At 63.4% G+C, this 23,172-nt stretch carries 22 protein-coding genes and 2 pseudogenes; 9 read left to right on the top strand and 15 right to left on the bottom strand.

What is annotated here, in order from left to right:
• Window positions 1–49: 49 nt before the first annotated feature.
• The 6 genes and pseudogenes from AC5Y4F_RS00300 to AC5Y4F_RS00275 all read right to left on the bottom strand — a co-directional run.
• A complete protein-coding gene (locus AC5Y4F_RS00300) occupies window positions 50–1,207 on the bottom strand; it encodes a thiolase family protein (RefSeq protein WP_499994474.1) in 1,158 nt (385 codons plus the stop codon).
• On the bottom strand, window positions 1,204–2,421 hold the full coding sequence (locus AC5Y4F_RS00295) for a CaiB/BaiF CoA transferase family protein (RefSeq protein ID WP_067937845.1): 1,218 nt from the start codon (window positions 2,419–2,421) through the stop codon (window positions 1,204–1,206). Before AC5Y4F_RS00295 ends, AC5Y4F_RS00300 begins: the two co-directional genes overlap by 4 nt.
• Window positions 2,422–2,454: 33 nt before the next feature.
• Window positions 2,455–3,663: a cytochrome P450 gene (locus tag AC5Y4F_RS00290; RefSeq protein WP_067937746.1), complete on the bottom strand. Its 1,209-nt coding sequence runs from the start codon at window positions 3,661–3,663 to the stop codon at window positions 2,455–2,457.
• 92 nt (window positions 3,664–3,755) lie between these two features.
• Window positions 3,756–5,408, bottom strand: coding sequence for an acyl-CoA synthetase (locus AC5Y4F_RS00285; RefSeq protein ID WP_067937843.1), 1,653 nt, complete (start codon window positions 5,406–5,408; stop codon window positions 3,756–3,758).
• A gap of 8 nt (window positions 5,409–5,416) precedes the next feature.
• Window positions 5,417–5,542 (bottom strand): annotated as a pseudogene (locus AC5Y4F_RS00280) (PaaI family thioesterase); the annotation flags it as partial.
• 1 nt (window position 5,543) lies between these two features.
• A pseudogene (locus AC5Y4F_RS00275) lies at window positions 5,544–5,738 on the bottom strand (Rieske 2Fe-2S domain-containing protein); the annotation flags it as partial.
• A gap of 66 nt (window positions 5,739–5,804) precedes the next feature.
• Here AC5Y4F_RS00275 and AC5Y4F_RS00270 point away from each other — a divergent pair.
• The 4 genes from AC5Y4F_RS00270 to AC5Y4F_RS00255 are packed head-to-tail and all read left to right on the top strand — an operon-like array spanning window position 5,805 to window position 8,573.
• A complete protein-coding gene (locus AC5Y4F_RS00270; RefSeq protein ID WP_231986429.1) occupies window positions 5,805–5,999 on the top strand; it encodes a hypothetical protein in 195 nt (64 codons plus the stop codon).
• Between the two features lie 13 nt (window positions 6,000–6,012).
• The gene (locus tag AC5Y4F_RS00265; RefSeq protein WP_067937743.1) at window positions 6,013–7,149 is read left to right on the top strand and encodes a PHB depolymerase family esterase; all 1,137 of its coding nucleotides are present in this window, start codon (window positions 6,013–6,015) and stop codon (window positions 7,147–7,149) included.
• Between the two features lie 3 nt (window positions 7,150–7,152).
• Window positions 7,153–7,533 (top strand): nuclear transport factor 2 family protein, encoded by a 381-nt coding sequence (locus tag AC5Y4F_RS00260; RefSeq protein ID WP_067937741.1) that lies wholly within the window; start codon window positions 7,153–7,155, stop codon window positions 7,531–7,533.
• Window positions 7,530–8,573: a TIGR03857 family LLM class F420-dependent oxidoreductase gene (locus tag AC5Y4F_RS00255; RefSeq protein WP_067937739.1), complete on the top strand. Its 1,044-nt coding sequence runs from the start codon at window positions 7,530–7,532 to the stop codon at window positions 8,571–8,573. The genes AC5Y4F_RS00260 and AC5Y4F_RS00255 overlap by 4 nt, the downstream gene beginning before the upstream one ends.
• A 22-nt stretch (window positions 8,574–8,595) precedes the next feature.
• On the opposite strand, the gene AC5Y4F_RS00250 is transcribed toward AC5Y4F_RS00255, so the two are convergent.
• Window positions 8,596–10,092, bottom strand: a complete 1,497-nt coding sequence (locus AC5Y4F_RS00250) for an acyl-CoA carboxylase subunit beta (RefSeq protein WP_067937737.1) — start codon at window positions 10,090–10,092, stop codon at window positions 8,596–8,598.
• Between the two features lie 256 nt (window positions 10,093–10,348).
• On the opposite strand from AC5Y4F_RS00250, the gene AC5Y4F_RS00245 reads away from it, so the two are divergent.
• On the top strand, window positions 10,349–10,681 hold the full coding sequence (locus AC5Y4F_RS00245) for a hypothetical protein (RefSeq protein WP_499994468.1): 333 nt from the start codon (window positions 10,349–10,351) through the stop codon (window positions 10,679–10,681).
• Window positions 10,678–10,872: a hypothetical protein gene (locus AC5Y4F_RS00240; protein ID WP_499994465.1), complete on the top strand. Its 195-nt coding sequence runs from the start codon at window positions 10,678–10,680 to the stop codon at window positions 10,870–10,872. Before AC5Y4F_RS00245 ends, AC5Y4F_RS00240 begins: the two co-directional genes overlap by 4 nt.
• A 56-nt stretch (window positions 10,873–10,928) precedes the next feature.
• Here the strand turns inward: AC5Y4F_RS00240 and AC5Y4F_RS00235 are convergent, their stop codons facing one another.
• The 8 genes from AC5Y4F_RS00235 to AC5Y4F_RS00200 form a co-directional block, all read right to left on the bottom strand.
• The gene (locus tag AC5Y4F_RS00235) at window positions 10,929–11,696 is read right to left on the bottom strand and encodes a hypothetical protein (RefSeq protein WP_499994463.1); all 768 of its coding nucleotides are present in this window, start codon (window positions 11,694–11,696) and stop codon (window positions 10,929–10,931) included.
• Between the two features lie 103 nt (window positions 11,697–11,799).
• The gene (locus AC5Y4F_RS00230; RefSeq protein WP_499994461.1) at window positions 11,800–13,788 is read right to left on the bottom strand and encodes a hypothetical protein; all 1,989 of its coding nucleotides are present in this window, start codon (window positions 13,786–13,788) and stop codon (window positions 11,800–11,802) included.
• On the bottom strand, window positions 13,788–14,021 hold the full coding sequence (locus tag AC5Y4F_RS00225; RefSeq protein WP_499994459.1) for a hypothetical protein: 234 nt from the start codon (window positions 14,019–14,021) through the stop codon (window positions 13,788–13,790). Before AC5Y4F_RS00225 ends, AC5Y4F_RS00230 begins: the two co-directional genes overlap by 1 nt.
• Before the next feature lie 886 nt (window positions 14,022–14,907).
• Window positions 14,908–16,242 carry a phage major capsid protein gene (locus AC5Y4F_RS00220; protein WP_499994455.1) on the bottom strand — a complete coding sequence of 445 codons (1,335 nt, stop codon included), beginning with the start codon at window positions 16,240–16,242 and terminating at the stop codon, window positions 14,908–14,910.
• Window positions 16,243–16,519: 277 nt separating this feature from the next.
• Entirely contained in the window at window positions 16,520–16,852 is a 333-nt protein-coding gene (locus tag AC5Y4F_RS00215; RefSeq protein WP_499994453.1) for a hypothetical protein, read from the bottom strand.
• A gap of 18 nt (window positions 16,853–16,870) precedes the next feature.
• Window positions 16,871–18,034 carry a hypothetical protein gene (locus AC5Y4F_RS00210; protein WP_499994451.1) on the bottom strand — a complete coding sequence of 388 codons (1,164 nt, stop codon included), beginning with the start codon at window positions 18,032–18,034 and terminating at the stop codon, window positions 16,871–16,873.
• Window positions 18,035–18,236: 202 nt separating this feature from the next.
• Complete coding sequence (locus AC5Y4F_RS00205; protein ID WP_499994449.1) at window positions 18,237–18,446, bottom strand: helix-turn-helix transcriptional regulator; 210 nt, start codon at window positions 18,444–18,446, stop codon at window positions 18,237–18,239.
• Window positions 18,447–18,678: 232 nt separating this feature from the next.
• On the bottom strand, window positions 18,679–19,791 hold the full coding sequence (locus AC5Y4F_RS00200) for a tyrosine-type recombinase/integrase (protein ID WP_499994447.1): 1,113 nt from the start codon (window positions 19,789–19,791) through the stop codon (window positions 18,679–18,681).
• Window positions 19,792–19,946: 155 nt separating this feature from the next.
• Here AC5Y4F_RS00200 and AC5Y4F_RS00195 point away from each other — a divergent pair, with 155 nt between their 5' ends.
• The 3 genes from AC5Y4F_RS00195 (at window position 19,947) to AC5Y4F_RS00185 (ending at window position 23,127) form a co-directional block, all read left to right on the top strand.
• The gene (locus tag AC5Y4F_RS00195; RefSeq protein WP_067937735.1) at window positions 19,947–20,969 is read left to right on the top strand and encodes an LLM class F420-dependent oxidoreductase; all 1,023 of its coding nucleotides are present in this window, start codon (window positions 19,947–19,949) and stop codon (window positions 20,967–20,969) included.
• 11 nt (window positions 20,970–20,980) lie between these two features.
• Complete coding sequence (locus AC5Y4F_RS00190; RefSeq protein ID WP_067937733.1) at window positions 20,981–22,201, top strand: cytochrome P450; 1,221 nt, start codon at window positions 20,981–20,983, stop codon at window positions 22,199–22,201.
• Between the two features lie 104 nt (window positions 22,202–22,305).
• Entirely contained in the window at window positions 22,306–23,127 is an 822-nt protein-coding gene (locus AC5Y4F_RS00185; RefSeq protein WP_067937840.1) for an SDR family NAD(P)-dependent oxidoreductase, read from the top strand.
• Window positions 23,128–23,172: the final 45 nt, after the last annotated feature.

Here is a 23,172-nt window from a genome sequence, read left to right as displayed (position 1 = left end):
CCTTCGGCGTGTCGTCGCCACCAGTTCACGTACGGCGCAAGGGCTGTCGTCAGGTGGTGAGGATGGTCGCGGCGGCGGTGCCCGGCGCGCCGTACAACTGGGTGAATCCCACCTTAGGGCGGCCGGGCACCTGGCGATGGCCCGCCTCACCGCGAAGTTGGCGCACGATTTCATGGATCTGCCGCAGACCGGAGGCGCCGATGGGCTCGCCGTTGGCGATCAGCCCGCCGTCGGTGTTGACCGGCATCGCGCCGTTGATCTCGGTGGCGCCGTCGGCTAGGAGCTTCTGCTGATCGCCATGCTCGCAGAAGCCGCACTCGGCCATGTGGATGACCTCGGCGCCGGCGTCGGTGTCCTGCAACTGGATCACATCGACCTCGTCGGGGGCGATCCCGGCCTTCTCGAATGCGCTGCGGGCGGCGTAAACCGTTGGCGCCACTTCCTGTTCGACGGGTGCGCAGGTGGTGTTGACCTCGTAGGCGCCGTAGCGCCGGGTGCGGACCTCCACCGCCCGCAGGTAGACGGGCTTGGCGGTATAGCGGTGCGCGATGTCCGCTCGGCACATGACCACGGCGGCGGCGCCCTCGTCGGGGACGCAGAACATGTATTGGGTGAGCGGATAATTGAGCATCGCCGAATTCAGGATATCTTCTTCGGAGATCGGTCTCCGGCGAAACGCGTTGGGGTTTATGGCGCCGTTGCGGAAGTTCTTGGCGGCAACCTTGGCCAGGGTCTGCTGGGAGATGCCGTGCTCGTGCAGGTAGCGGTTGGCCTTCATGCCGAAGAACTGGGTGGTCAGGTACTGCCCGTTCTCTGCATACCAGCGCGGCATTCCGACCAGGGCGGGGTCCTCGGTGAACGCCCCGCGGGGGTGCTTGTCCAGGCCGACGGCCATCCCGATGTCGTAGTCGCCCAATCGAATACCGTCGGCGCACGCCTTGGCGGCGCTGGCGGCGGTCGCGCATGCATTGAACACGTTGGTGAACGGGATGCCGGTCAGACCGACCATGCCGACGATCGCGTCCGGGTTGGCCACCGTCCAGCTCCCCCCGGTGGCGAACTCGACGTCCCGCCAAGCGATACCGGCATCGGCGACCGCCGCAAGGATGGCGTCGACGCCCATCTGCATCGCCGACTTGCCCTCGAAACGCCCGAACGGGTGTAGCCCCACGCCGATGACGGCGACATCGTTGCTACTGGGGGTCACGCAATAGCTCCCGCATTCTTGAGTTGCTCAATCCGGTCCCAGTCCATCCCGAGCTCCATCAGGACCAGCTCGGTATGCTCACTGGCCTGGGGCGCCCGGGTCGTCGTCAACGGCTCGTGATTGAACTGAACGGGGCCGCGGACCACGCGGAACGGCTTGCCGCCACTGGCGAGCCCGACTTCGGCGATCATGTCGTTGGCGATCGCCTGCTCGTCGTCGACCAGGTCGAGGAGGCTCTGGAACGGCGCCCATTGGCCCTTCATCGTCTTGAGGTGCTGCCGCCAGTAGTCAAACGGCTTGGCGGCGAAGGCCTTCGCAATCAGCTCGGCCGCAGCATTCGCGTTCTGGATCAGCGGCAGCACGTCGGCGAAGCGCGGGTCGTCGGCCGCCTCGGGAATGCCCAGGTGTTCGAAAGTGTCGCGGATCAGCCCGGTCGGGCTGATGATGCACAGGTTGATCGTGCCGCCGTCGGAGGTTTCGTAGTTGCCCATGAACGGATTCACCGACATGGCAGTGGCGGAACCCGGCATGGGAGTGCGCATGACCTCGCCGGTCTCCATGCCCTGCGTCACGCTCGCGCCGGCCGCCCACCAGGCGGTGCTCAGCAGCGACACGTCGAGTTCGACGGCTTCGCCGGTGCGCTCGCGATGCAGCAGGGCGGCCGAGATGCCGCCGGCGATGAACATGCCGCCGATCGAATCGCCGAAAGCGGGAATGCCTTGTCCCAGTGCGCCGCCCAGCTCCTCGGGCGTCAGGGCGTATCCAATGCCGCTGCGCGTCCAGAACGCCGTGCCGTCATAGCCGCCGGTATCGCGCTCGGCTCCTTTATCGCCGTAAGCCGAGCCGCGGGCGTACACGATGTTCGGGTTCACCGCGCGAATGTGCTCGACATCGAACTTGTGCTTCTGGCGTTGCGCGGGCATGTAGTTGGTCAGGAACACATCCGCGGTCTTGGCCAGCTCGTAGATCACTTCCTGACCGCCCGGTGTGGAGACGTCGATCCCGACGCTGCGTTTGCCGCGGTTGGGATGCTCCATCAGCGGGTGCCGTTCCGGATCGATTTGAATCCCACCCATATTCAGGAACCCACGCTGAGTATCGCCGCGTGCCGGGTGTTCGACTTTGATGACGTCCGCTCCCCAGTCGGCGAGGATGGCACCCGCCGCGGGAACGAAGGTGAACTGCGCGAGTTCGAGGACCCGAAAGCCCGTCATGACTTTGGTCATTTCAAGACCATATCCTCACTCCTACTTCGCGTCGAACGTCACCGGAAGCGCATTCGGTGACCGGAACGGCTGGCCGTGGATGTGCGGATCATCGTCGGCCAGCAAGGTGACATTGGTCAGCCGGTCCAGCAGGCATTCCATCGCGACGCGCGTTTCCAGCCGGGCCAGATGCAAACCCAGGCAGGTGTGCTCACCGGCGGCGAAGGAAATGTGTGGCGTGTGCTTACGGAAGATGTCGAACTCTTCGGAGCGTTCCCAGCGGTGTTCGTCGCGGTTCGCCGAACCGATGCATACTCCAATCACCGAACGTGCCGGAATCTGTACACCTTCCACCTCGGTATCTTCGGTCGTGAAGCGTTGCACGACGGTCAGCGGTGTCTCGTAGCGCAGTCCTTCCTCGATGGCCGGTGCCAGCAGCTCCCGGTCGGCTTGCAGCGCGGCGAATTGATCGGGGTGCGTCAAGAGCAGATACAACAGGTTTCCCGACGAGCGGTAGGTGGTCTCCAGGCCGGCGGGTAGCAGTAGCCGAAGGAACGAGTAAATGGCTTCGTCGGTGAGCTTTTCGCCGTCGATCTCCGCGGTGACCAGATCACCGATGATGTCGTCGGTGGGCTTGGACTTGCGCTGTTCGATCTGCTCGACGAAATAATCCTTGAGTGCGGTGGAGGCCTCGAGGGCGCCTTCGTAGTTGACGTGGTAGCTGATCAATTGCACGGCGCGCCTGCGGAACATCGGCAGGTCGTCGGCCGGCAGTCCCAGTAGCTGGGCGATGACGCGGGTGGGGAATTCGAAGGTTAAGTCGCGGATCAGGTCGGCGTGACCGGTCTTGATGAACTCGTCGATAAGGGCATTGCAGATCGGCCGCACGATGGTGGGCTCCCAGCGGGCCAGTGCCTTGGACTTGAATGCCGCGGATACCAGGTTGCGGTGTTCGCGATGTTTCTTGCCCTCCATCGCCAGAATCGTCGGACCCATGAACAGGCCGATGGTCTTGTTGTACGGCTTGGAACTGAACACCCGGCTATCCCGGAGGACCGCATTGACCACGTCGAACGACATCGCGGAGTATTCCTGCTTGGGCCGCAGCGACTCCGGCGTCTTGGAGTAGTTCATCACCGTGCCGGCGAACACGCCGGCCTCCCGCCGCTTGCGGGCGAAGAACGGGTAGGGGTCACGCAGGCTGACGGTCTCGTCGCCGGCACCGGTGGCGGTGTGAACGTTGGTCGTCACCTGATCTCCCGCATCTTGATCTCAGCACGATCGAACACCTGACTCGTAAGATCGTACTGTAATCATTACAGTAGGAGACATGGCGTGGCCGGTCAGCCATTAACCGCCTGCTCGCGCGCCCACCGGTAGTCAGCTTTGCCGGACGGGCTGCGCTCGATGACCGGACGGAACACGATGGCCTTGGGGAGTTTGTACCGCGCCAGCGTCTGCGCGGCGTGCGCCACCAGCTCCTCGGACTCGACACCGGCCCCTGGAGCGAGCGCCACCACGGCAACGACCTCCTGGCCCCACCGCTCGCTCGGCCGGCCGGCGACCACGACGTCGGCCACCGCCGGATGCGACGCGATGGCCGTTTCGACCTCCTCGACGAAGATCTTCTCGCCGCCGGAGTTGATCGTCACCGAATCCCGGCCCAGCAATTCGATCGAGCCGTCGGTACCGTGGCGCGCGCGGTCACCGGGGACGGCGTACCGGACACCGCCGATGACCGGAAATGTCTTGGCCGTCTTGGCCGCATCGCCCTTGTAGCCCAGCGGAACGTAACCCCGTTGCGCCAGCCAACCCATCCCGTCGTGGCCCGGTTCCAAGATCGCGGTCAGGTCCTCGGCGGCCACGAAGGTGTCCGGCCCCGCGTTGAACGTGCCGGTCGCTACCGCTTTCGAGGTCGACATGTGGTGCATCTGCGCCCCGGTCTCCGACGATCCGACACCGTCGACGACGACGGCGTTCGGCAGCGTTTCGATCAAGCGACGCTTGACGTACGGGGTCAGCAGAGCACCACCGTTGGCGACGACGGCCAGCGACGACACGTCGGCGATCCCCTTCTCGATCGCGGCGATCAACGGGCGCGCCATCGCATCGCCGACAACCGTCACCACCGTGACTTTTTCTCGCTCGATGGTGCGCACCACGTCGTCGGCGTCCAGGTGATCGACGACGGTGGGAAACACGACGGATTGCCCCGTGGTGATCGCGGTCATCACACTCCACTGGGCCGCACCGTGGATAAGCGGGGGCAGAATCATCAGCTTGGTGCCCGGACCTGAGGCGGCGCGTTCGACGATCTCCTCGATCGAGTTCGACGGCTCGCCGGTCATGAGATTCCGGCCGCCGAAGGACGTCATGAAGATGTCGTGCTGGCGCCACAACACGCCCTTCGGCATCCCGGTTGTGCCACCGGTGTACAGGACGTACAGGTCGTCGGGGGAGTGCTGCACCGGCGGCGGGTCGGGGGGCGCAGACGCCAGTGCGGCCTCGTAATCGATTGCGCCGTAGATCAACTCGTTGCCCGAGTCGTCGGCGATCTGGATCAGCACGCGCAGCTGCGGCAGGTCCGGCAAGATCTCGGCCACTCGCGGCGCGAACGCGGCGTGGTAGAGCAACGCGGTCGCCCCGGAGTCCGCCAACAGGTATTGCAGCTCGCTCTTGACGTAGCGGAAGTTGACGTTGAACGGGGCGACCCGCGCCTCGAAGCTGCCCAGCAACGCCTCGACGAATTCGTTCCCGTTGTAGGCGTACAGCCCGAGCAGGTCCTGGCCCACCTGGTGGCCGCTCAGCGCGGAGCGCTCGGTGTGGCAGCCCAAACCCCGCGAGTGCAGGTATGCGGCCAGCCGGTTGGATCGTTCGATCACCTGCCGGTAGGTGTAGCGCCGGTTCCCCTGGACGATCAGCTCCCGATCGGGGATCGCGGCGGCGACGGCCTTCGCGACCGCCGGAACGGTGAATGTTGTTGTGCTGTCGGACATCATGCCTCTCACGGCTGGTGGGGTAGCAAACGAACCATCAGGCCGTTGGCCTCGGTGAGCACGGTTCCATCGGCGGCTGTCATAGTAGCGTCAATGAAAACTTTTCTGCCATCGATTTCGGTGATGCGGCCGTGGGTGCACGCCGAGGTGCTTGCAATGTGCTTCCAAGATGTGCAGCTCACCCCGGTCATCGCGGTAGGCCACCAGATTCGCGCTGAAGTAGTGCAGGGGTCGGACTTCGCCGGCGGGAAACTCCCGAGACCAGCCGACCATGAACCAACCCGTAACTTTCCAGGTGAAGGCACTTTCACGGCCGGCGCCTCTCGAGATCGTTGATACTAAATTCGTTACAGTATAGATTTCAGCAGGTTCGGCCCGCGCCCAGCAAGGAGTGAAATGACGACAGCGGCTGACGAGCTGGAACACATCCGGCGACTGAAGGAAAGCCACGCCCCGGGCTCAACGTCACCCCCTCGCACACCTTCGCGACTGGCGACTGGGCGATGCAAGAACACCGGCGGCATACCCGAATATCGGCGCCGCTGCGATGAAATCGCTGCCGGCGGATACACCGGTTTCAAACTGGCCTAGCAGGGCGGGCGACATGGCGACGGCAATGAGTGGACTAAGCCTGGCTCAAGGCGTGGCCCGCGAATTGGGAATGCTGATGCCGCGCACCGTGGCCGGGTTGCGTGAGTCAACCGGCTGGGCGCCCCTATCGCCACGCGGTGCGCGTCAGTTCGGCGAGGCGATGCTCGACGAACTGGTGCTGAGCGCCTTTTCACTGCTGAGCGGTACTCCCGCGCCGATTCGGCCGCTGGATGCGTGTACCGCGGCGGCCGACGAACTGTCGTCGCTGGGTATTGACCTGGCCCACGCCGATCCGAAACCGTTGCGGGCAACCTCGATACGCAAGCGCAGCCTCGCGGGTCTGTCATATGAATGCATGACCTTCGAGCACGACCCCGCGTTGCCGGCAACGCTGGAGGCCGACGGACTGGGCGGCCCCGCACGAGCAGTGGTGCGCCTGTGTCGGCACCACGACGGGCCCCGGCCTTGGCTGGTATGGGTGCACGGGGCCGGCCAAGGCGGCGACGAAGACCTGCTGTTGTCCCGGATTGGACACATCCATCACAAGCTGGGCTTCAACGTCGCGCTACCGGTGCAGCCCGGCCACGGCTGCCGCCGACGCCAGTGGCCGGCGTATCCCGACATGGATCCGTTGGGCAATGTGGCGGGCATGATGCGCGTGGTGTCCGAGGTTCGTGCGGTCGTGCGCTGGGTGCAGCCGCAGGCCACCGCCGTTGTAGTGGCCGGGATTTCGATGGGCACTCCGGTGGCTGCGCTGGTTTCCCACCTGGAGAAGCAGATCGACGCGGTGGCCCTGTGCACGCCGATCCTGGGGCTCAACGGGATGATCGCGCGGCACCTGCAACGGTGGGGATCGTCGCGCGACGGATTCCGCGAGTTGCTGGAATCGCCCGTGGTCACCCAGCTGACCTCGGTGATCGACCCGTTGGCGGTGACTCCGTCTCCGCCGCCGGATCGCCGGCTCATCGTCGGGGCGTGGCACGACCGGATGGCGATGCGCGAGCCCGCCAACGCGTTGCACGAACGCTGGGGCGGTCAGCTGTATTGGTACGACGGAAGCCACGTCGGCCACATCTTCTCCCGGCGCGTGCAGGGCATCATCGACCAGTTTTTGACCACCGCGGCCGGGCGCCGACCCGACGGGCGGTGACAGATGGCGCCCACATGGACCGCGCGAACGGTGGTCGAGCTCTACAACCTCGTCGTGTGGAACGAACGCAATATCGACCTGGCCGAGGAACTGTTGGCCGATAGTGTAATCCGGCATGAGGTCGGCGGCGCGCACACGCTGACCCACACCGAAGCGGTGCAGCGGGTGGTGGACATGTGGCAGCTGGCCGATTCGTTGCACTTCGACCTCAACGTGGTCATCGAGGGCGACGACGGCGAGCACGTGGCCATCGTCTACGACTCGACGATAACCACCAAGGACGGCACCGAGACCAACATCGCGAGCATCGAGGTGTTCCGCGTCGTCGATGGCAAGATCACCGAGGTCTGGAACTGCGGCTACCGGCAAGGGGTTTGGAATTGAGTGAGCGTGCGCTTGATGAATTGGGCTTCTACCTGCTGGCCGGGGCCGGCGGGGAGGGTCCCGCAACCTTGATGGACGAGGCCCGTCGCGGCGAGGAACTGGGCTTCGGCACCGCTTTCATCTCCGAGCGGTGGAACATCAAAGAGGCGTCGTCTCTGGCCGGGGCGGCATGCGCGGTCACCAACCAGATGCAAATCGCCACCGCGGCAACCAATCACAACACCCGTCATCCGCTGATCACCGGATCCTGGGCGACCACGATGCATCGCCTGTCCGGCGGCCGGTTCACCCTGGGCGTCGGCCGCGGCATCGCCGCGATTTATGGGGCTTTCGGCATCCCGGCGGTGACGACGGCGCAGATGGAGGACTGGGCGCAGGTCATGCGCCGGCTGTGGCACGGTGAGCTGATCGTCAATCACGACGGTCCGATGGGCAAGTATCCCATCCTGTTTCTTGATCCGGACTTCAATGAGGACATCCGGCTGGCGCTGGTGGCTTTTGGGCCCAACACGCTCGAGCTCGGCGGACGCGTGTTCGACGACGTCATACTGCACACCTATTTCACCCCGGAGACCTTGCAGCGCAGCGTAAAAGCCGTGAAGTCGGCAGCGGAGAAGGCGGGCCGCGACCCGGGCAGCGTGCGGGTGTGGTCGTGCTTCGCCACCGTCGGTGACCATCTCCCCGAAGAACTTCGGCTCAAGAAGACCGTGGCGCGGCTGGCAACCTACCTGCAGGGGTACGGCGATCTGCTGGTCGAAACCAACAATTGGGATCCCGCTGTGCTGCAACGGTTCCGCGAAGACCCGGTGGTCACCTCGATCGCGGGCGGGATCGATCACAAGGGCACGGCCGAACAGATCGAGCACATCGCGACGCTCATTCCCGACGAATGGCTCGAGCCCTCGGCCACCGGGTCCGCGCAGCAGTGCGTGGATCGCATCCGCAAGGAATTCGACTACGGAGCCGACGCGGTCATCATGCACGGTGGCACACCCGACGAGCTCGAGCCGGTCGTCGCGGCTTACCGCGCCGCGGATTAGCTTACGTTGTCGGGCGGACCAATCACGGCATGATGACGGTCCGGGTGACCGGTTCGGCGGCGGCTTGCCTGCTGGACAGGCCGCGCTTCAAGGAAGCGAGCAGGGCATCACGTGTTTCACGGGGATCGATCAGTTCGTCGAACCCCATGTGCTCGGCCGACCGGAACGACGCCTGAAGCTCGGCGTCGCGCAGCTTGACCGAGAGATCCTCGCCGGCGTGTGACGCGCGGCTGAGTGCCGCGGCGCTCATGGCGCCCATCGTCGCGCCGGGGTAGGCGAAGGTCGCGACCTGATGGTCGAAGCCCAACAGCGACATGACCATGGACCCGAACCCATATGCCTTACGCAGCGTCAGGTGCAACTTCAACGTGGTGGCGGCCGTCTGCGCGGCGAACATCCGCGCGCCGGCCCGCAACACGCCGCTGCGCTCGGAGCGGCTGCCGGGCAGCATCCCGGGATTGTCGGCGAGAAAGACGATAGGCAGGTGGAACGAGTCGGCCACCATGATGAAGTGCGCGGCTTTGTCGGCGGCGTCGGCGTCGATGGAACCGGCCAGCACCCGAGGTTGGTTGGCCACCACCGCGACCGGGTGGCCGCCAAGGTGGGCGAGCGCGCAGATGATCGCCTTGCCGAACAGCGGCTGAACCTCGAACCAGTCGGGGCCGTCGAAGATCACGTCGAGTACTGCCCGCATGTCGTAGACGCGGCGGTTATCCCGCGACACGATGTCGAGCAACTCAGGCGTCTGCCGTGGCCGGCCGGCCTCCGCCGCGGGCAGCGACGGCGGGTAGGACCATGCGCTCGACGGAAAATACGACAGATAACGCCGGATGTCGTCCAGCACGGCCTCATCGTCCTCGGCGACATTGTGGATCACCCCGCTGGGCAGCGCGACAGTCGGACCCCCGAGGTCTTCTTTCGAAATCTCTTCTCCGGTGGACTCTTTGACGACGGGAGGTCCGGCGGTGAAGATCGCTCCCTGCCTGCTCATGATCCGGAAGTCGCAGACCGGGGCCACGAGGGCGCCATGCCCGGCCGAGGGGCCGAGCACGGCCGCGACGGTCGGGACGCGGCCCGAGCACTGCGCCTGGGCGAGCAGGTCGGTAGGGGTCCGTCCGTAATGGCCGCCGGTGGGGCGAAAGCCGGCGCCTTCGAGCAGCATCACCAGCGGAATCTTGTCCCGCAGCGCCAGTTCGGCGATTCGATACCGCTTCGAATTGCCACCGGGCCCGATGCTGCCCGCCATGGTGGTGAAGTCCTCGGCGCCCAGCATCACCGGTGAACCGTTTATCGACCCTGAGCCGACAACCAGGCCGTCGGCCGCGATCTCACCACCCACCAGCGTGCCGAGTTCACGGAAGGTGCCGGGATCGAGCAGGTGCTCGATTCGCGCGCGCGCGTCCAGCTTGCCCTTACTACGATGCTTGTCGAGCCGCTCCGGCCCACCCATGGTCCAGGCCTGCTGACGGCGCCGCTCGAGGTCCTCGAGCGTTTCTCCCCAATCCTGGGCTCCCGGCATGCCTATGTCCTACCTCATGCGGTCTCGTCGCGCGACCAGTCCTATGGTGGCGGCCCGCTGCGCCCGGCTACGCCGCGCTTGCGACCGCCACCAGTCCTATGGTGGCGGCCCGCTGCGCCCGGCTACGCCGCGCTTGCGACCGCCACAGATCTGCGGGGTCACATACTGGATTGCTTACAGCCAGAAATAGCCGCTGACCAGTATGAACACTGCACCGTGCAAAGTTCGTACAACATCGAACAGGAGTTTCGTAGACATGAGTATGACAAACAGCCCTGACGTCCCACTGCCTCCCGGTGCCGACTTCGTCGATGACTGGCAGCCCGAGCACTACCGGATGGTGCTAGGCCCCAAACGCGGCGTTGCCGGTGAGGTCGAGGTTTGGACTTCAGTCGCGCAGCGCCCGGACGGAACCATCGACACTGGCGAGATAGAGGTGCCGCTGGTTCACGTCGACACGAAAGGAGGCTTTGGCCTGACCGTTGAGCAAGCGCGGGAGCTGGCCGGCGTGATCCTTGACGCCGTTAACGAGTTTCACAGGAAAGTGTCCAAGATTGGACAGATTCCACTCGATGGTTGGACGCGATGAGCACCGACGAACCGAACATCTGGCAGAAGATGCCCGTCTGGGCGCGTCTCATCGTTGTGCTGGGTGCGCTGGCTGTGGTCGCGCTGCTGCCGTCAGCCGGTCAGGGGGTGGTGATTAACGTCGTGACGGTCGGCTTCGTCATCGCCGTGGTGTGGGCAATGGTGCGGGCTGTGGCAAAACTGAGGCAGTAGTTACCCCCGGAAACGCAGAAACGGCCCTCAGAATCCATCTGGGGGCCGTTTTTTTGTCAGGGGTGTAGTGGCAGGATGATTCCGCCGCCGCCGTAGGTGGTGGTCCGGGTGGCCGTGAACGTCAACGTGCCGCCGTTGCCGAGCGCATCCCCATAGAGCATCGGGTCGGTGTTCGTGCCCGAGCTGGCGAACAGCGACGGTGAGCGTTGGGTCTGGTTGTAGCTGGTGACGCCCCCGCCGCCGTACGCGGTGAAACATTGCGCGTAGCGGTAACTGGCGTTCGTCGACGCCGCCGACATCGACAAGCTCGTGGAATTAGTCGCGTAGGTGATGGGTGTCCCGAGGGAGCCGACGTTGCTGTAGTAGGCCATACCCGCCCAGCCCGGCCACACCACATTCGAGGTCGTGAACTTGATGGTCTGCGACCCGGTAGGCGGATTCAACAGGGTGAAGCAGTCAATCCAGCCGTAGTCGGAGACGGTCGAGTAGTTGTAGCCCTGCGTGAGCGTCATCGACGTGGTGCCGATCTTCGCGCTCACCCCAGCATTGGTGCTGCTGCTGTTGCGGTCGTTGACCCACATGATCGCGAGTTTCGTTCCCGCCGGGACCGTTTCGGTCCAGGTGATCGTGCTTGTGCTCTGGTCGGGGCTGGTGCTGCTCGCACCCAGGAAAGCCGGCAGCGAAACCGGTGTCATAGTCGCCGCGATAGTCGGCGTGACCGCCTTCGAGACGCTGGCATACCGCTTGCGGACGATGCTGGCGCTGATCGCCGGGACCACACTGACCGAGGCGCTGGCGAGGTCGTGCGGGGTTTCCCCAGTCACGGTCGCCGCCCACCCAAACGCACTGTCGAAGTTCGTGCCGATATGTCCCTTTCGGACCCACCAGCCCGGCTGGGGCGCAATGAGAGAGCCTGGGCGAGTCACGTTAAACCCCAGGCGGTGTCGGAACGCCGCTAGAGAGGCCGGCGTAGCGGGTGCCCTCGTTTTCACGCGCACTGGCGTTCCTCGAGAACTGCGCGGGCGTCACCCACTCAGACGGGTTAGCGGCCGTCACGTGAATGGACTGGTCGTAGTGAATGTTCGGCCCGACACCGGCATCCCGAAGACCGAGACTGATTGACCCGCCCGCAGGCCCCGCAGCAGCGGAGACCATCGGCCCGGGGTGGGGAATCAAACCACCCAAACCGCTGAGCATTCCGCCGCCGCCCGAACTCATCCCCGGCGTACCCATCGGCCCAGACGCGAGACTCTTCATGCCCCAATTCAGCAGTCCACCACCGAGTTTGACCGCACCGAAGTCCAGCGGGGATTTACCGCCGAACACGCTGCCGTCGAGGCCGAGTGACTGCATGATCCCGCTGAGAAGGCCCTGGCCGAGCTGCTGACCCTGAGACTCAAACGGACTACCGCCGCTTTGGCCGCCAGGCCCCGTCGACGTCACATAAAGCGGGTCATGCTCAGCGCCAGTGGGGATTTGAGCGCCCGCCAACGATGACGCCTTGAAGTTGCCCATCGACAGGTGGGCGTGCTGAGTGAACTCGGGATCTTCAGCCCCCGCAGCACCCTTACCGAGCAGGAACGAGCCGTGCGAGCCACCAGATTCCGCATGGATACCACCCGGCAGTGTCGCCGCGGTATGGCCGGCGTTCCCGCCGCCGTGGTCATACCAACCAATGTTGAAGTCGTTGGGTCCACCCAAACCTGGCTCAAAGCCGTGGGAGAACAACCACTGGCCTTCATTGACGGTACTGAAGCTGGCTACCGGGTCGAGCCCGAGCGCGACGTTGGCGAGCTTGGCAACCATTCCCGAACAGTCGTTGCGTAACGCTTGGCTATACGGGGTTCCCTCAAGGGATTTCGCGAAGGCAAAGAGGTTCGCCACCCGGCCACCGGCTGCGCGCAGGTCCGTACGGCTGCCGACGCTGGGGGTGGGGAGCTTGGGCATTGAAAAGGAGCTGCCGCTGCTATGGCTCCCGCCGCCGCGTGACGGTGCGGGAGTAGGTGTGCTGTCTGCGCCGCCGCCCGAGTACCAATCCTTATAGAAGTTCCTCGGACCAGACGATGAAGCACCAGGCGCGCCTCCCGGGCCTGTAGGGGCAACACCATTCGGGGCACGCACCGCACCCGGAGGAATAGGACCGATGAAATGCTCCGGGTAGGGCTCAATCCCGTTGCTGCCACCGAAACCACCCCACGACGTACCCGACCCCGAGTCCGGTGCGCCACCCTTACCCCGTTCCGGGTCATAGCCGAACAGATTGCCAAAGAACTTCCGCGACTGCTTAGCGCCGAGATGTTCCCCGAGCCAGTTACCCATGTCCTCAGGCTTGGGCAGATCCTCAAGCCACTTACCAAACCCGCTGCTGTCATGGATCTTCTGGTCGATCCTGTCAATGATCGGCTCCGCAAGCTGCAGGCCCGCAACGACCGCTCCGATCTCCCCAGCCCACAGCGTCGCTTTGGAGGCCGCCGCACCGATCTTCCCCGGCAAGCCCTCAAACGTCGACGAGATACTCCCAACACTGCCCAGAGCGTCCTTGAGCTTGTTATCCATGTCCGTGAAGTGGGGATCGGCACCCTCCAACGGCTGCTTCCAGTCGCCGATGTCGATTCCCACCGTCTTGGCGAGGTCGTCCAGTCCGGCGAACGCGTGCTTGATGCTGTCCACCGAGGTCGGAATATCCCTGAACGCGCCCCTCAGCGAGTCCCTAGCGGTCTTACCGACGCTGTCGAACGTGTCCTTCGCCTTCGCGCCGGAACGATCCAGCTCGTCGTCAACGCTCTTGCCGATGCCCTTAACGGCGCCCCCGAATTTGTCCTTCGCGTCCTTACCGGCCCGCTCCATCGCGGCAGAGATGCCATCCGTGTGGGGCACCACGGCCACCCACAAATCAGCGGCGTGGAAATCGGCCATTACGCACCACCCTTGGTCATCTCACGAACAACGGCCAGGTGGGAACGGCGCGTAGGCGCGTTCACCTTCTGCAGCTGATCGAGCAGGTTCGCGAGAACCTTGCTCGCGGCCGGCCACTGATTCGTCGCGCGAGGGTTATCCATCAACGCAGCAAGCTGAAACGCCATAGCGGCGAGCCCCGGCCTAGCCTCTGCAGCAAACCCCGCCTCAATGCGGACAGCTTGCTCCACCATCCCAGGGCCTTGACCAGCACCCTCGTCCGCAGCCGCCCCGTTCGCGCGCTTTGCTGACCGATAACGGGAGTTTGCTGTACGGCATTGTTCGCAGCGACAACCGTTGTTATACCGGCTCAAAGTCCCATGCTCAGCCATAATCTTATCCATTTCCGCAGGTAGAACACGTGGACGTGTGCAATAGCGTCCGCGCATGTTCGTTGGCAAATAAATTCGCGTGCGCGAAAATCTCCGAGGCGCCCCCTAGGGTGGCCGGATGGTCGGAGGGCGATTTGCCCACCCCCTCGCCATCTGCGCAGGTCAGAGACTCGCGGTAGCCAGCAAACTTTCTAGCAAATGCTGGTGCGTACTGACTGCGCACCGGCTGCCCGCCGTGTGCAATAGCGGTCACCATGCTGCCCGCGCCCATCTGCCGCGTCGAGGTGTCGATGGTCTGCGCGGCTTTGGGGTCAGGGGCGACCTCACACCTAACACTTGGTTGCAACGGGCATGACCGATGGCCCAATTGGCGCTCTCCATCACCAAGTGCGGGTGGGTAGCAACTGGACGCTTGTGATGTAACTCGGGCGAGCGTGGAGTTCTACCTACCGCGTTGTAGTCGATGGGTGCGCCATCGAACACGCAATGCCCTAGCGGGTACAGCCAGCACGGTGCGTTGACCGCGCGGGCTTGCGCCACGAAGTCAGCACGCCTTGTGCGGTAGCGCGAGGTATCCCGCTTATCACGCTGTCGCGCCATCAGTGATCTCCCTGTTGGCTGGGTTCCCGGTGTGCTCGATGCTGGTCTGGCTCAGGTGGAGTCACCGTCGTGGCCAGCCATTGCACCTAATGCCCGGCATGGAGACCGTTTGGAGGTGATTCCACATCGAGCACACCGAGAAGTTCACTTAGCTTTCCGGGAACAGGCCGGTCAGCTTCGACACCATGTGGGGATAGATGCAGGCCACGCCCAACCTGGTCTCGGCCCGGACGACCAACTGGTTCGCCTTGAACTCGTCACCAGCGAACGGGTTGACCTGAACCTCAAGGCCCCATCGCCGGAAGATGTTGACGCCCTGCGTGTCCAGGATCAACGCGGTGCCCTGCGGGATGCTGGTCGTGGCTGCCACGCGGAGCTGGAACAGGTGGTCGATGCCGCCGAGCTGGCTGGGGTTCATCTGATCCAGCACGTAGAGGCCCTGTGACGACTTGATCCGTCGAATGCTCAGCCAGTCAGACGGATTCAGGATGACCAGGTTCGCATTGGCGTACGAGCTTCCGACACGAATGTCATTGGCCGCGTTGAGGATGTCGTCAATGGCCGTGTCGGTACCCGATGTCGAGGCAGCCCTGGTCAAGATGCCGGATTGGTTTAGCAGGCCGGTCTGATCGGGTGCTGTGCCAGACCCGGAGATGATCTGGAAATTCTCACCCATGACCACCTGGCGGGAGATCTCGGACGGCAGGAAGCTGGCGACCGTACCGAAGTCTTCCCACAACTGCCGGGAGATCGTTTCGATGGCCGCCACGACGGTGAAGTCGATTGTCTTGGCGGACAGCGCCATTCCCAAGTCCGGCTTGGGATCATTCTCGGCAACTGCCATCCCAGAGCCATCGGCGGCGAGCGAATTGGCCGCATGCTGAACAAAACTGACCGACTGGCCATCGGCCTGGATCTGGGTGAAATACTCACTGATTCGCGTTGGTTCCAGCCGGAGCGGGAATGCGTTCGGCAACAGATCCGGTGGCAACAGGGACCCGACCGCGCCCTCGGAGACGGTCTTGTCAACGAGCGACACGTTTTGGTCGCCACCCTTGCCGATGGTGAACCCGAAAGACATGTTCGACCGGCCAGCGGCATACAGATCCTGCAATTGCTTGTCCGACATGTGGAACATGCTCGGCGCGATGTGCTTACGCGCGGCCAGGCCGTATTCGGCGGCTTTCTGCTCAAGAGGATGGTCGATCACGCCTTTGCTCGACGGCTGCACCCAGGAGGGGCCGAAGTCATTGCTGGGATTCCGGCCGCCGAAGCCGTGCTCCTCGGGCGATGCGTAACTAGCCATTGATTGTGCTTTCTTGTGGAGGTCAAGCTGCTCGAAGAGGTATTTCTCTTCGTCGGCCAGCTTGGCGACGTGTGAGATTTGTTTATCGGATAGCTCCGTAAACGGGATGCTGAGGAATCGCTTCGATTCTTTGTTGATTTCATCCAGCCGACGCTGGATTTCGAATTTGGATTTCACTGATGAGTCCTTATACGGATAGACGCCCGTAGGAAGCCGGGATTGACCCGGCTTCCCTGGACGTGCTTAGGAGAACTACTTGGAATGGCACCCGTCGGTGCTGGTCAGCAGGCTTAGCAAGAGCCGTGCTGCGTCGCGTTTCCCTGGCGGCAAGTTCGAGCGACTTCGGGTCGGCGGCCGGTCTTTCGAGAAGCCGTTGCCCCGTCGTGGCGCGAACCGGAGTCACCGGTCTAACGCTTGGGGTCCATGATACCACTTTTCATAGAGGGTTCCATCATCACTCGCGCCATTTTCCCGCTGATTGCTGGATTGCAATGAACTCGTTTAGGGCGGTGCGCCATTTTTTGGTGAGGGTGATTCCGTGGTCGCCGCGTGGACATAGCAGAAGGGCGCCTGTGACGACCGCTAGGTGAGCTAGAGCGCCGTCGTGGGGTGTTTCCCCTTTGTCGGCTAGTTTGTACGCGACAGAGGACATGGCGCCCAGTGCGCGGAGGCCGCTTTCGTCGCATTCCTCGAATTTAATTCCGAAGTCATCCGTGATGATCTCAGTCGTCAATCCGTAGCAGTAGGAGCCGACGAAGGTGTCGGTGTCCATTTCCCAGCCGCTCATGCTGCAGCCCCAGATTGGCTAACGGTAGTCATCAGCTATTCCTTCCAGGGTGTCGGCGTCGTAATCCTCGAAGCCGTATAGAGAGTCGATTTCGCGGTATCCGGTTCTACCGACGCTCCAATAACCTTGGCTTTCGGATTCAATTCGGCGGATTTCCGCGAGGTTTTCGCCCATGGAATGCAGGCAGTCCACTTCGCGCGCTTCGCAGTTTTCGTTTAAGAGTTGGACTGGATAGCCGTCGGCATCTAGGAACGTTCCAGTGCCAGCGCAGAGCCCACAGTCTTCAGGTAGGCGCGCGCAGCGCCCGCTTGCGGGCGGGTGCGCAGCGCGCCCTTTAAGTTCTTTTAAAGTCTTAACAGACTTAAAAGACTTATGGGAATGGTTGTTTGCGCTGGTAGGCGCGTCGGAGTTGAGCAGGGGTCTGCTCACTGGTGAGCAGGGGTCTGCTCTCTGGTGAGCAGGGGTCTGTTCATTGGTGAGCAGGGGTCTGCTCATTTCGGCCGATTGGTCCGACTCCGGGAACAACTCGTCGGGCGCAGAGGCGATCTCCTCGAGCAGCTCCGCCAGCGGTTTTCCGGCTCGGTGTTCCTCCCAGGCAACCTCCGCAGATCGATAAGCAAAGTTGGCATTTCCGCAGCGGTCATAAACGGCGTCGAACACCTTTTCCTGGTATTCATGGCGCGCGGCAGAGATCCACTGTTTCTCCGCGTCTAACCATTCTTGGACGAATCGTTTCTCCGCTTCGAGCCACTGCCGTACGAATTCGTATTCCGCGTCTAACCATTCTCGGACGAATCCTTTCTCCGCTTTGAGCCATTTCCGACAGGCTTCTTCGTGAAAGTGCTTTTCGGTTTCCCACAAGTCCAGTCGTTCGCCTGGCGGGATGATCGTGTACACGTTGGCGCCGCCGGATGTATCTGTGATGTCCCAATAGTTTTCGCGGTACAGCTCATCGGTGGCGCGGCGCACTGTCATGTACTTCATGCCGCACAGGGCGCCGATAGCCTTGTGGGTGGCTTTGAAGTGCCCCTTGCGGCCGGCCAGCTTGAGTACGGTCAGTGTGGCAACGAGCTTGGCCGGTGGCGACAGCGCCGGATTGGCGCAGAGGTCGTAGAGCCACGCGAACTTGATCTGGTTGCCGTTGGGTTCCGGCGCCGCCTCGGGCTGCGGGCGGCGCGTCACGACTGCCCCTGAGACCACCCCTCCGAGCGAAGGTCGGGGGTGTTGTCATCGTCAATCAGGCCCAGGTCTGCGTGCCATTCCTGGGGGTGGCTGCCTGTATACTGATGACTGGTTAATGGTGTGGCGTGGGCGCCGCTAGAACTGTTGATAGGCCCCTTCGGGGGCCTTTCTTCTTTTGGCGGGCCGGTCATGCGCTGATCCATTAGACCGTCACCCCCAGAATCGATGCGGCCTCAATCCTGATGATGCGCGGGCCAATTCGATGTGCCTTGAACGTGCCGTCTTCTATTCGCCTGTCAACTGTTCGCTCTGACAGGCCGGTTACTTCGGCGACCTGTTTCTTCGACATGAGGGCCGGAAGGCCGGTGGGTGTGGCGTGCCGTTTGTTGCTGCGGCCGGGTGTTTCCGTCATAAGCAGAAGAATACCGCCACTGGCTAACTTGTCTAGCCATTAGTAACCTGCTACACAGCGTATTTCGCTGATTCAGCAAACTCTCAAGTGGTGAAATTAGCTCGACAGCCGACCTGCGGTTTTGATGAATGAAAGGACCTGTAGCGACCTGGGGGAACCTGGGGGGACCTGAGCGGGTAGGGGCTAAGGGGAGTGCCCGCAATAAATCTGGCCACGTCTACAGTGGCGCAAATCACACTTTTGCTTTGGCCAGCGCGGACAGCCGCTCGGCTAACTCGGCGTCACGGCCTTCGGCGACGTGCTGGTATTTCAGCGCCATCTGCACACTCGTATGGCCGAGCCGCGCCATCAATTCCTTGGTGGTGGCGCCGCTTTGAGCGGCCAGCACTGCGCCTGTATGCCTGAGCTGGTGGGGCGTCAGATTGGGCTTACCAATAGCCTTGCGGGCTTTGACGAAGTAGAAGCGGTAGGCGGGGCTGCTCATGTGTTTACCGTCGTCGCCGGGGAACAGCAGTGAGTCGTCGTCCTTGCCGACGTGGTTCTTCAAGTGGGATTTGATGATTGGCCGGATATGCGGTGGGACGGTGATATCTCTCATGCCGGCCGAGGTCTTCGGTGGGCCAACGACGAAGCCGTCCTTCGTGGTGTGGGTGACCGCCCGGCGCACCCGCAGCACACTGCAATCGGCGCTTATGTCGCCTCTTCGGAGTTCGCTGGTCTCGCCCCACCTCAACTGACACCAGGCCGCCATGTGGACGCTGGCACGCAATCTGGCGGGCATCTTGGCGGCCAGCTTGTCCACCTGGGCCGGTGTCAGCACGTCGATGTCGCGTTTACGGCGGGTCTGGGAGGCACCGCGGATTCGGCACGGGTTCGCATCAAGAACCTCGTCTAGGACGGCGGTGGCGCAGATGGCGTGCAACAGCGCGTAGGCGTGGGCGTTTTGCGTTGGGCGGTCGGCACCGAGGCCGGTGTGCCACTCCCGCACCTTGGCCGGTGTCACAGTGACGATTTGAGCGTCACCCAGCTCGGGGAGTATCAGCCTTTCGAGGAGGGCCTCGTAGTGGGCGCGGGTGCGTGGGCGTAGTTGTCGGTGCTCAATCCAGCGGGTGGCGTAGGCGCGCAACGTCACTCCGTCGCTGCGCTCGACCGAGCCCCAGGTGCCGAGGTCGATTTTCCGGCGCTCGATGGCCAGCCAGGCTTCCGCGGCCACGTCGGAGGGGAAGGTGTGGGGCGCCTTGTGTAGCTTGTGGTCTGGACCCACGTACTGGGCTTGCCAGCGCCCGGAGGGCAGATGACGGAGCCGACCGAAGCGACGGCGTTTACGCCGAGCCTTACCTGCCATCAGGGCAACTTTCCGTGCAACCAACGTGACAATAAGAGTGTACCGCTATGTCATACAATGACGTATCCTGTCTGTGTCTACCAGCAGGTAGGCGTCGAAAACCAGCAGCTACGAGGCTCTAGTGAAACTGGATTGCTTACTGTAAAGTTACCCGCATGCCCGAAGCCGCCCACCTCAAGGTCGACGGGGGCATCCCCAATCGACTCGCGGATGTGGCGGACGCGTCCATCGCTTTGGAAGAGCGGGGTTATGCCGGAGGCTGGACCGCCGAAACCAACCACGACCCTTTCCTGCCCTTGCTGCTGGCCGCGGAACACACCTCGCGCCTGGAACTCGGCACCAACATTGCGGTGGCATTCGCGCGTAACCCCATGATCGTCGCCAACGTCGGGTGGGATCTGCAGGCCTACTCAAAGGGCCGGTTCATCCTCGGGCTGGGAACCCAGATACAGCCGCACATCGAAAAGCGGTTCAGCATGCCATGGAGTCATCCGGCGCGCCGGATGGCCGAATTCGTGTCCGCGTTGCGCGCCATCTGGTCGGCATGGGCGGACGGCACCAAACTTCGGTTCGAGGGAGATTTCTACACCCACAAGATCATGACTCCGATGTTCACCCCTGAGCCGCAGCCATATCCGCCGCCGAAGATCTTTCTGGCCGCGGTGGGCGAAACGATGACCGAGATGTGCGGCGAGTTGGCCGACGGTCACCTGGGGCACCCGATGGTATCCAAGCGCTACCTCGACGAGGTGACCGTGCCGGCGCTGCTGCGCGGTATGCAGCGCAATGGGCGCGACCGCGGCGACTTCGAGGTGTCGTGCGAGGTACTCATCGCCACCGGTCGCGACGACGCCGAACTGGCCACCGCGACCGCCGCGGTGCGCAAGCAGATCGCCTTTTACGGCTCCACACCGGCTTACCGCAAGGTCCTCGACCTGCACGGGTGGGGCGAGCTGCACACCGAACTGCACCGCCTGTCGCTCGCGGGAGAGTGGGACGCGATGGGATCGCTCATCGACGACGAGATGCTTGCGGCCTTCGCCGTTGTCGGACCGCTGGACACCATTGCCGCCGGGCTGAGAAACCGTTGCGAGGGCGCTATCGACCGCGTCTTGCCCATCTTTCTAAGCGCCTCCGCGCCCTGTATCACCGCCGCACTAAAGGAGTTTCACCAATGAGCGCACCGACGATGGATGAAGCCGCGAAGCTCTTGGCGGACCCGTTGGCGTACACCGACGAGCAGCGGCTGCATGCGGCGCTGACGCACCTGCGCGCCAACGCTCCGGTGTCCTGGGTCGACGTTCCGGACTACCGGCCGTTTTGGGCGATTACCAAACACGCCGATGTCATGGACATCGAACGCGACAACATGCTCTTCACCAACTGGCCGCGGCCGCTACTGACGACCGCGGCAGGCGATGAGATGCAGGCCGCCGCCGGTGTACGCACGCTGATCCATCTGGACGATCCGCAACACCGGGTCGTGCGCGCGATCGGCTCCGACTGGTTTCGCCCAAAGGCCATGCGGGCATTGAAGGTTCGTGTTGACGAGCTAGCCAAGATCTACGTTGACAAGATGATGGCCGCGGGCCCGGAATGTGATTTCGTTCAGGAGGTCGCCGTCAATTACCCGCTGTACGTGATCATGTCGCTGCTGGGACTGCCGGAGGCGGATTTTCCGCGCATGCTCACCCTGACGCAGGAGTTGTTCGGCAGCGACGACTCCGAATTCAAACGGGGGAGCACGAACGAGGATCAGCTGCCGGCGTTATTGGACATGTTCGGTTACTTCAACGGCGTGACGGAATCTCGCCGCGAGCACCCGACCGAAGACCTCGCATCGGCGATCGCGAACGCCCGCGTGGACGGCGAACCCCTATCGGACATCGACACCGTGTCTTACTACCTGATCGTGGCCACCGCCGGTCACGACACAACCAGCGCGACCATCTCCGGCGGGCTGCACGCGCTCATCGAGAATCCCGACCAGCGCAACCGATTGCGCGACAATCTCGACCTGATGCCGCTGGCCACCGAGGAGATGATCCGTTGGGTCACGCCGGTCAAGGAGTTCATGCGGACCACCGCCAAGGACACCAGCGTGCGTGGCGTGCCCATCGCGGCGGGCGATTCGGTGCTGCTGTCCTACGTTTCGGCCAACCGCGACGAGGACGTCTTCGGCGATCCGTTCCGCTTCGACGTCGGCCGGGACCCCAACAAACACCTGGCCTTCGGCTACGGTGTGCACTTTTGCATGGGGGCGGCGCTGGCCCGCATGGAAGTGAGCAGCTTCTTCTGCGAGCTGCTGCCGAGGCTCAAATCCATTGAACTGACCGGTGACCCGCAACTGGTTGCCACCACCTTCGTGGGCGGGCTCAAACATCTGCCGGTTCGTTACTCGCTGGCTTGAGCGCGGCCCCTCGATCGGAGGCCTTGCGCGCCGGTCGTGTGAGCGGTCCGCGTATCGGCGGTGCCGGCGCGGCTGCCGCTACACTCCCCGTGGAGGTCGAGTCAATGGCGCGAAGGACGATTGTCATCACCGGTGCCAGCGACGGCATCGGTGCGGCGGCGGCCCGCCGGATCAGCCGCGGCGGCGACAACGTGGTACTGGTGGGACGCTCGGAGAGCAAGACCGCGGCTGTGGCCGCGGAACTCGACGCCGACCACTTCGTCACCGACTTCGCCGACCTGTCTCAGGTGCGGTCGCTGGCGGACAAAATCCGGTCGGAGTATCCGCGCATCGACGTGCTGGGCAACAACGCCGGGGGAGTGTTCTCCAAGCCCCAGCGGACGGTCGACGGCCATGAGATGACTCTTCAAGTCAACTACCTGGCGCCGTTCTTGCTCACCACGCAGTTGCTGGACGTACTGGTCGGTTCGCGAGCCACGATCGTCAATACGTCCAGTTCGTCTCAGCGGCTATTGCGCAAAGTCAAGCTCGCAGATTTCGACGCAACCGACCGGCGCCGGCCCAGCACCGCCTACGCGTTGGCGAAGCTGGCAAATATTTTATTCACCAAGGAATTACATCGGCGCTTTTCCGCCGACGGTCTTGCGGTGGCGGTAGTCCACCCGGGTTTCGTCAATACCAATATCGGTCAATCGTCTGGCTCGCGGTTCCTGACCACCATGCAACGGACGCCGGTCAGTAGGATGATCAAATCCGCCGATCGGGGCGCCGATCAGCTGGTCTGGCTGGCGACGAGCGTCCCCGGTGTCGACTGGACGCCCGGCGAGTACTACGTGAAAGGCAAAGCCGCCAAAGCCAATCGGGTAGCCGACGATCCCGTCCTAGCCCGCGAGTTGTGGGATCACACGATGGCCAAGATCGCCTAGAAGCCGCCCACCTCGGAGGTTCGGAAATCGAGAGGAAGCCGATGC

It is taken from the genome of Mycobacterium sp. NGS56 (assembly GCF_059812425.1).
Note: the sequence above shows the minus strand (reverse complement) of the source record. Positions and strands in the feature narration are given on the sequence as shown.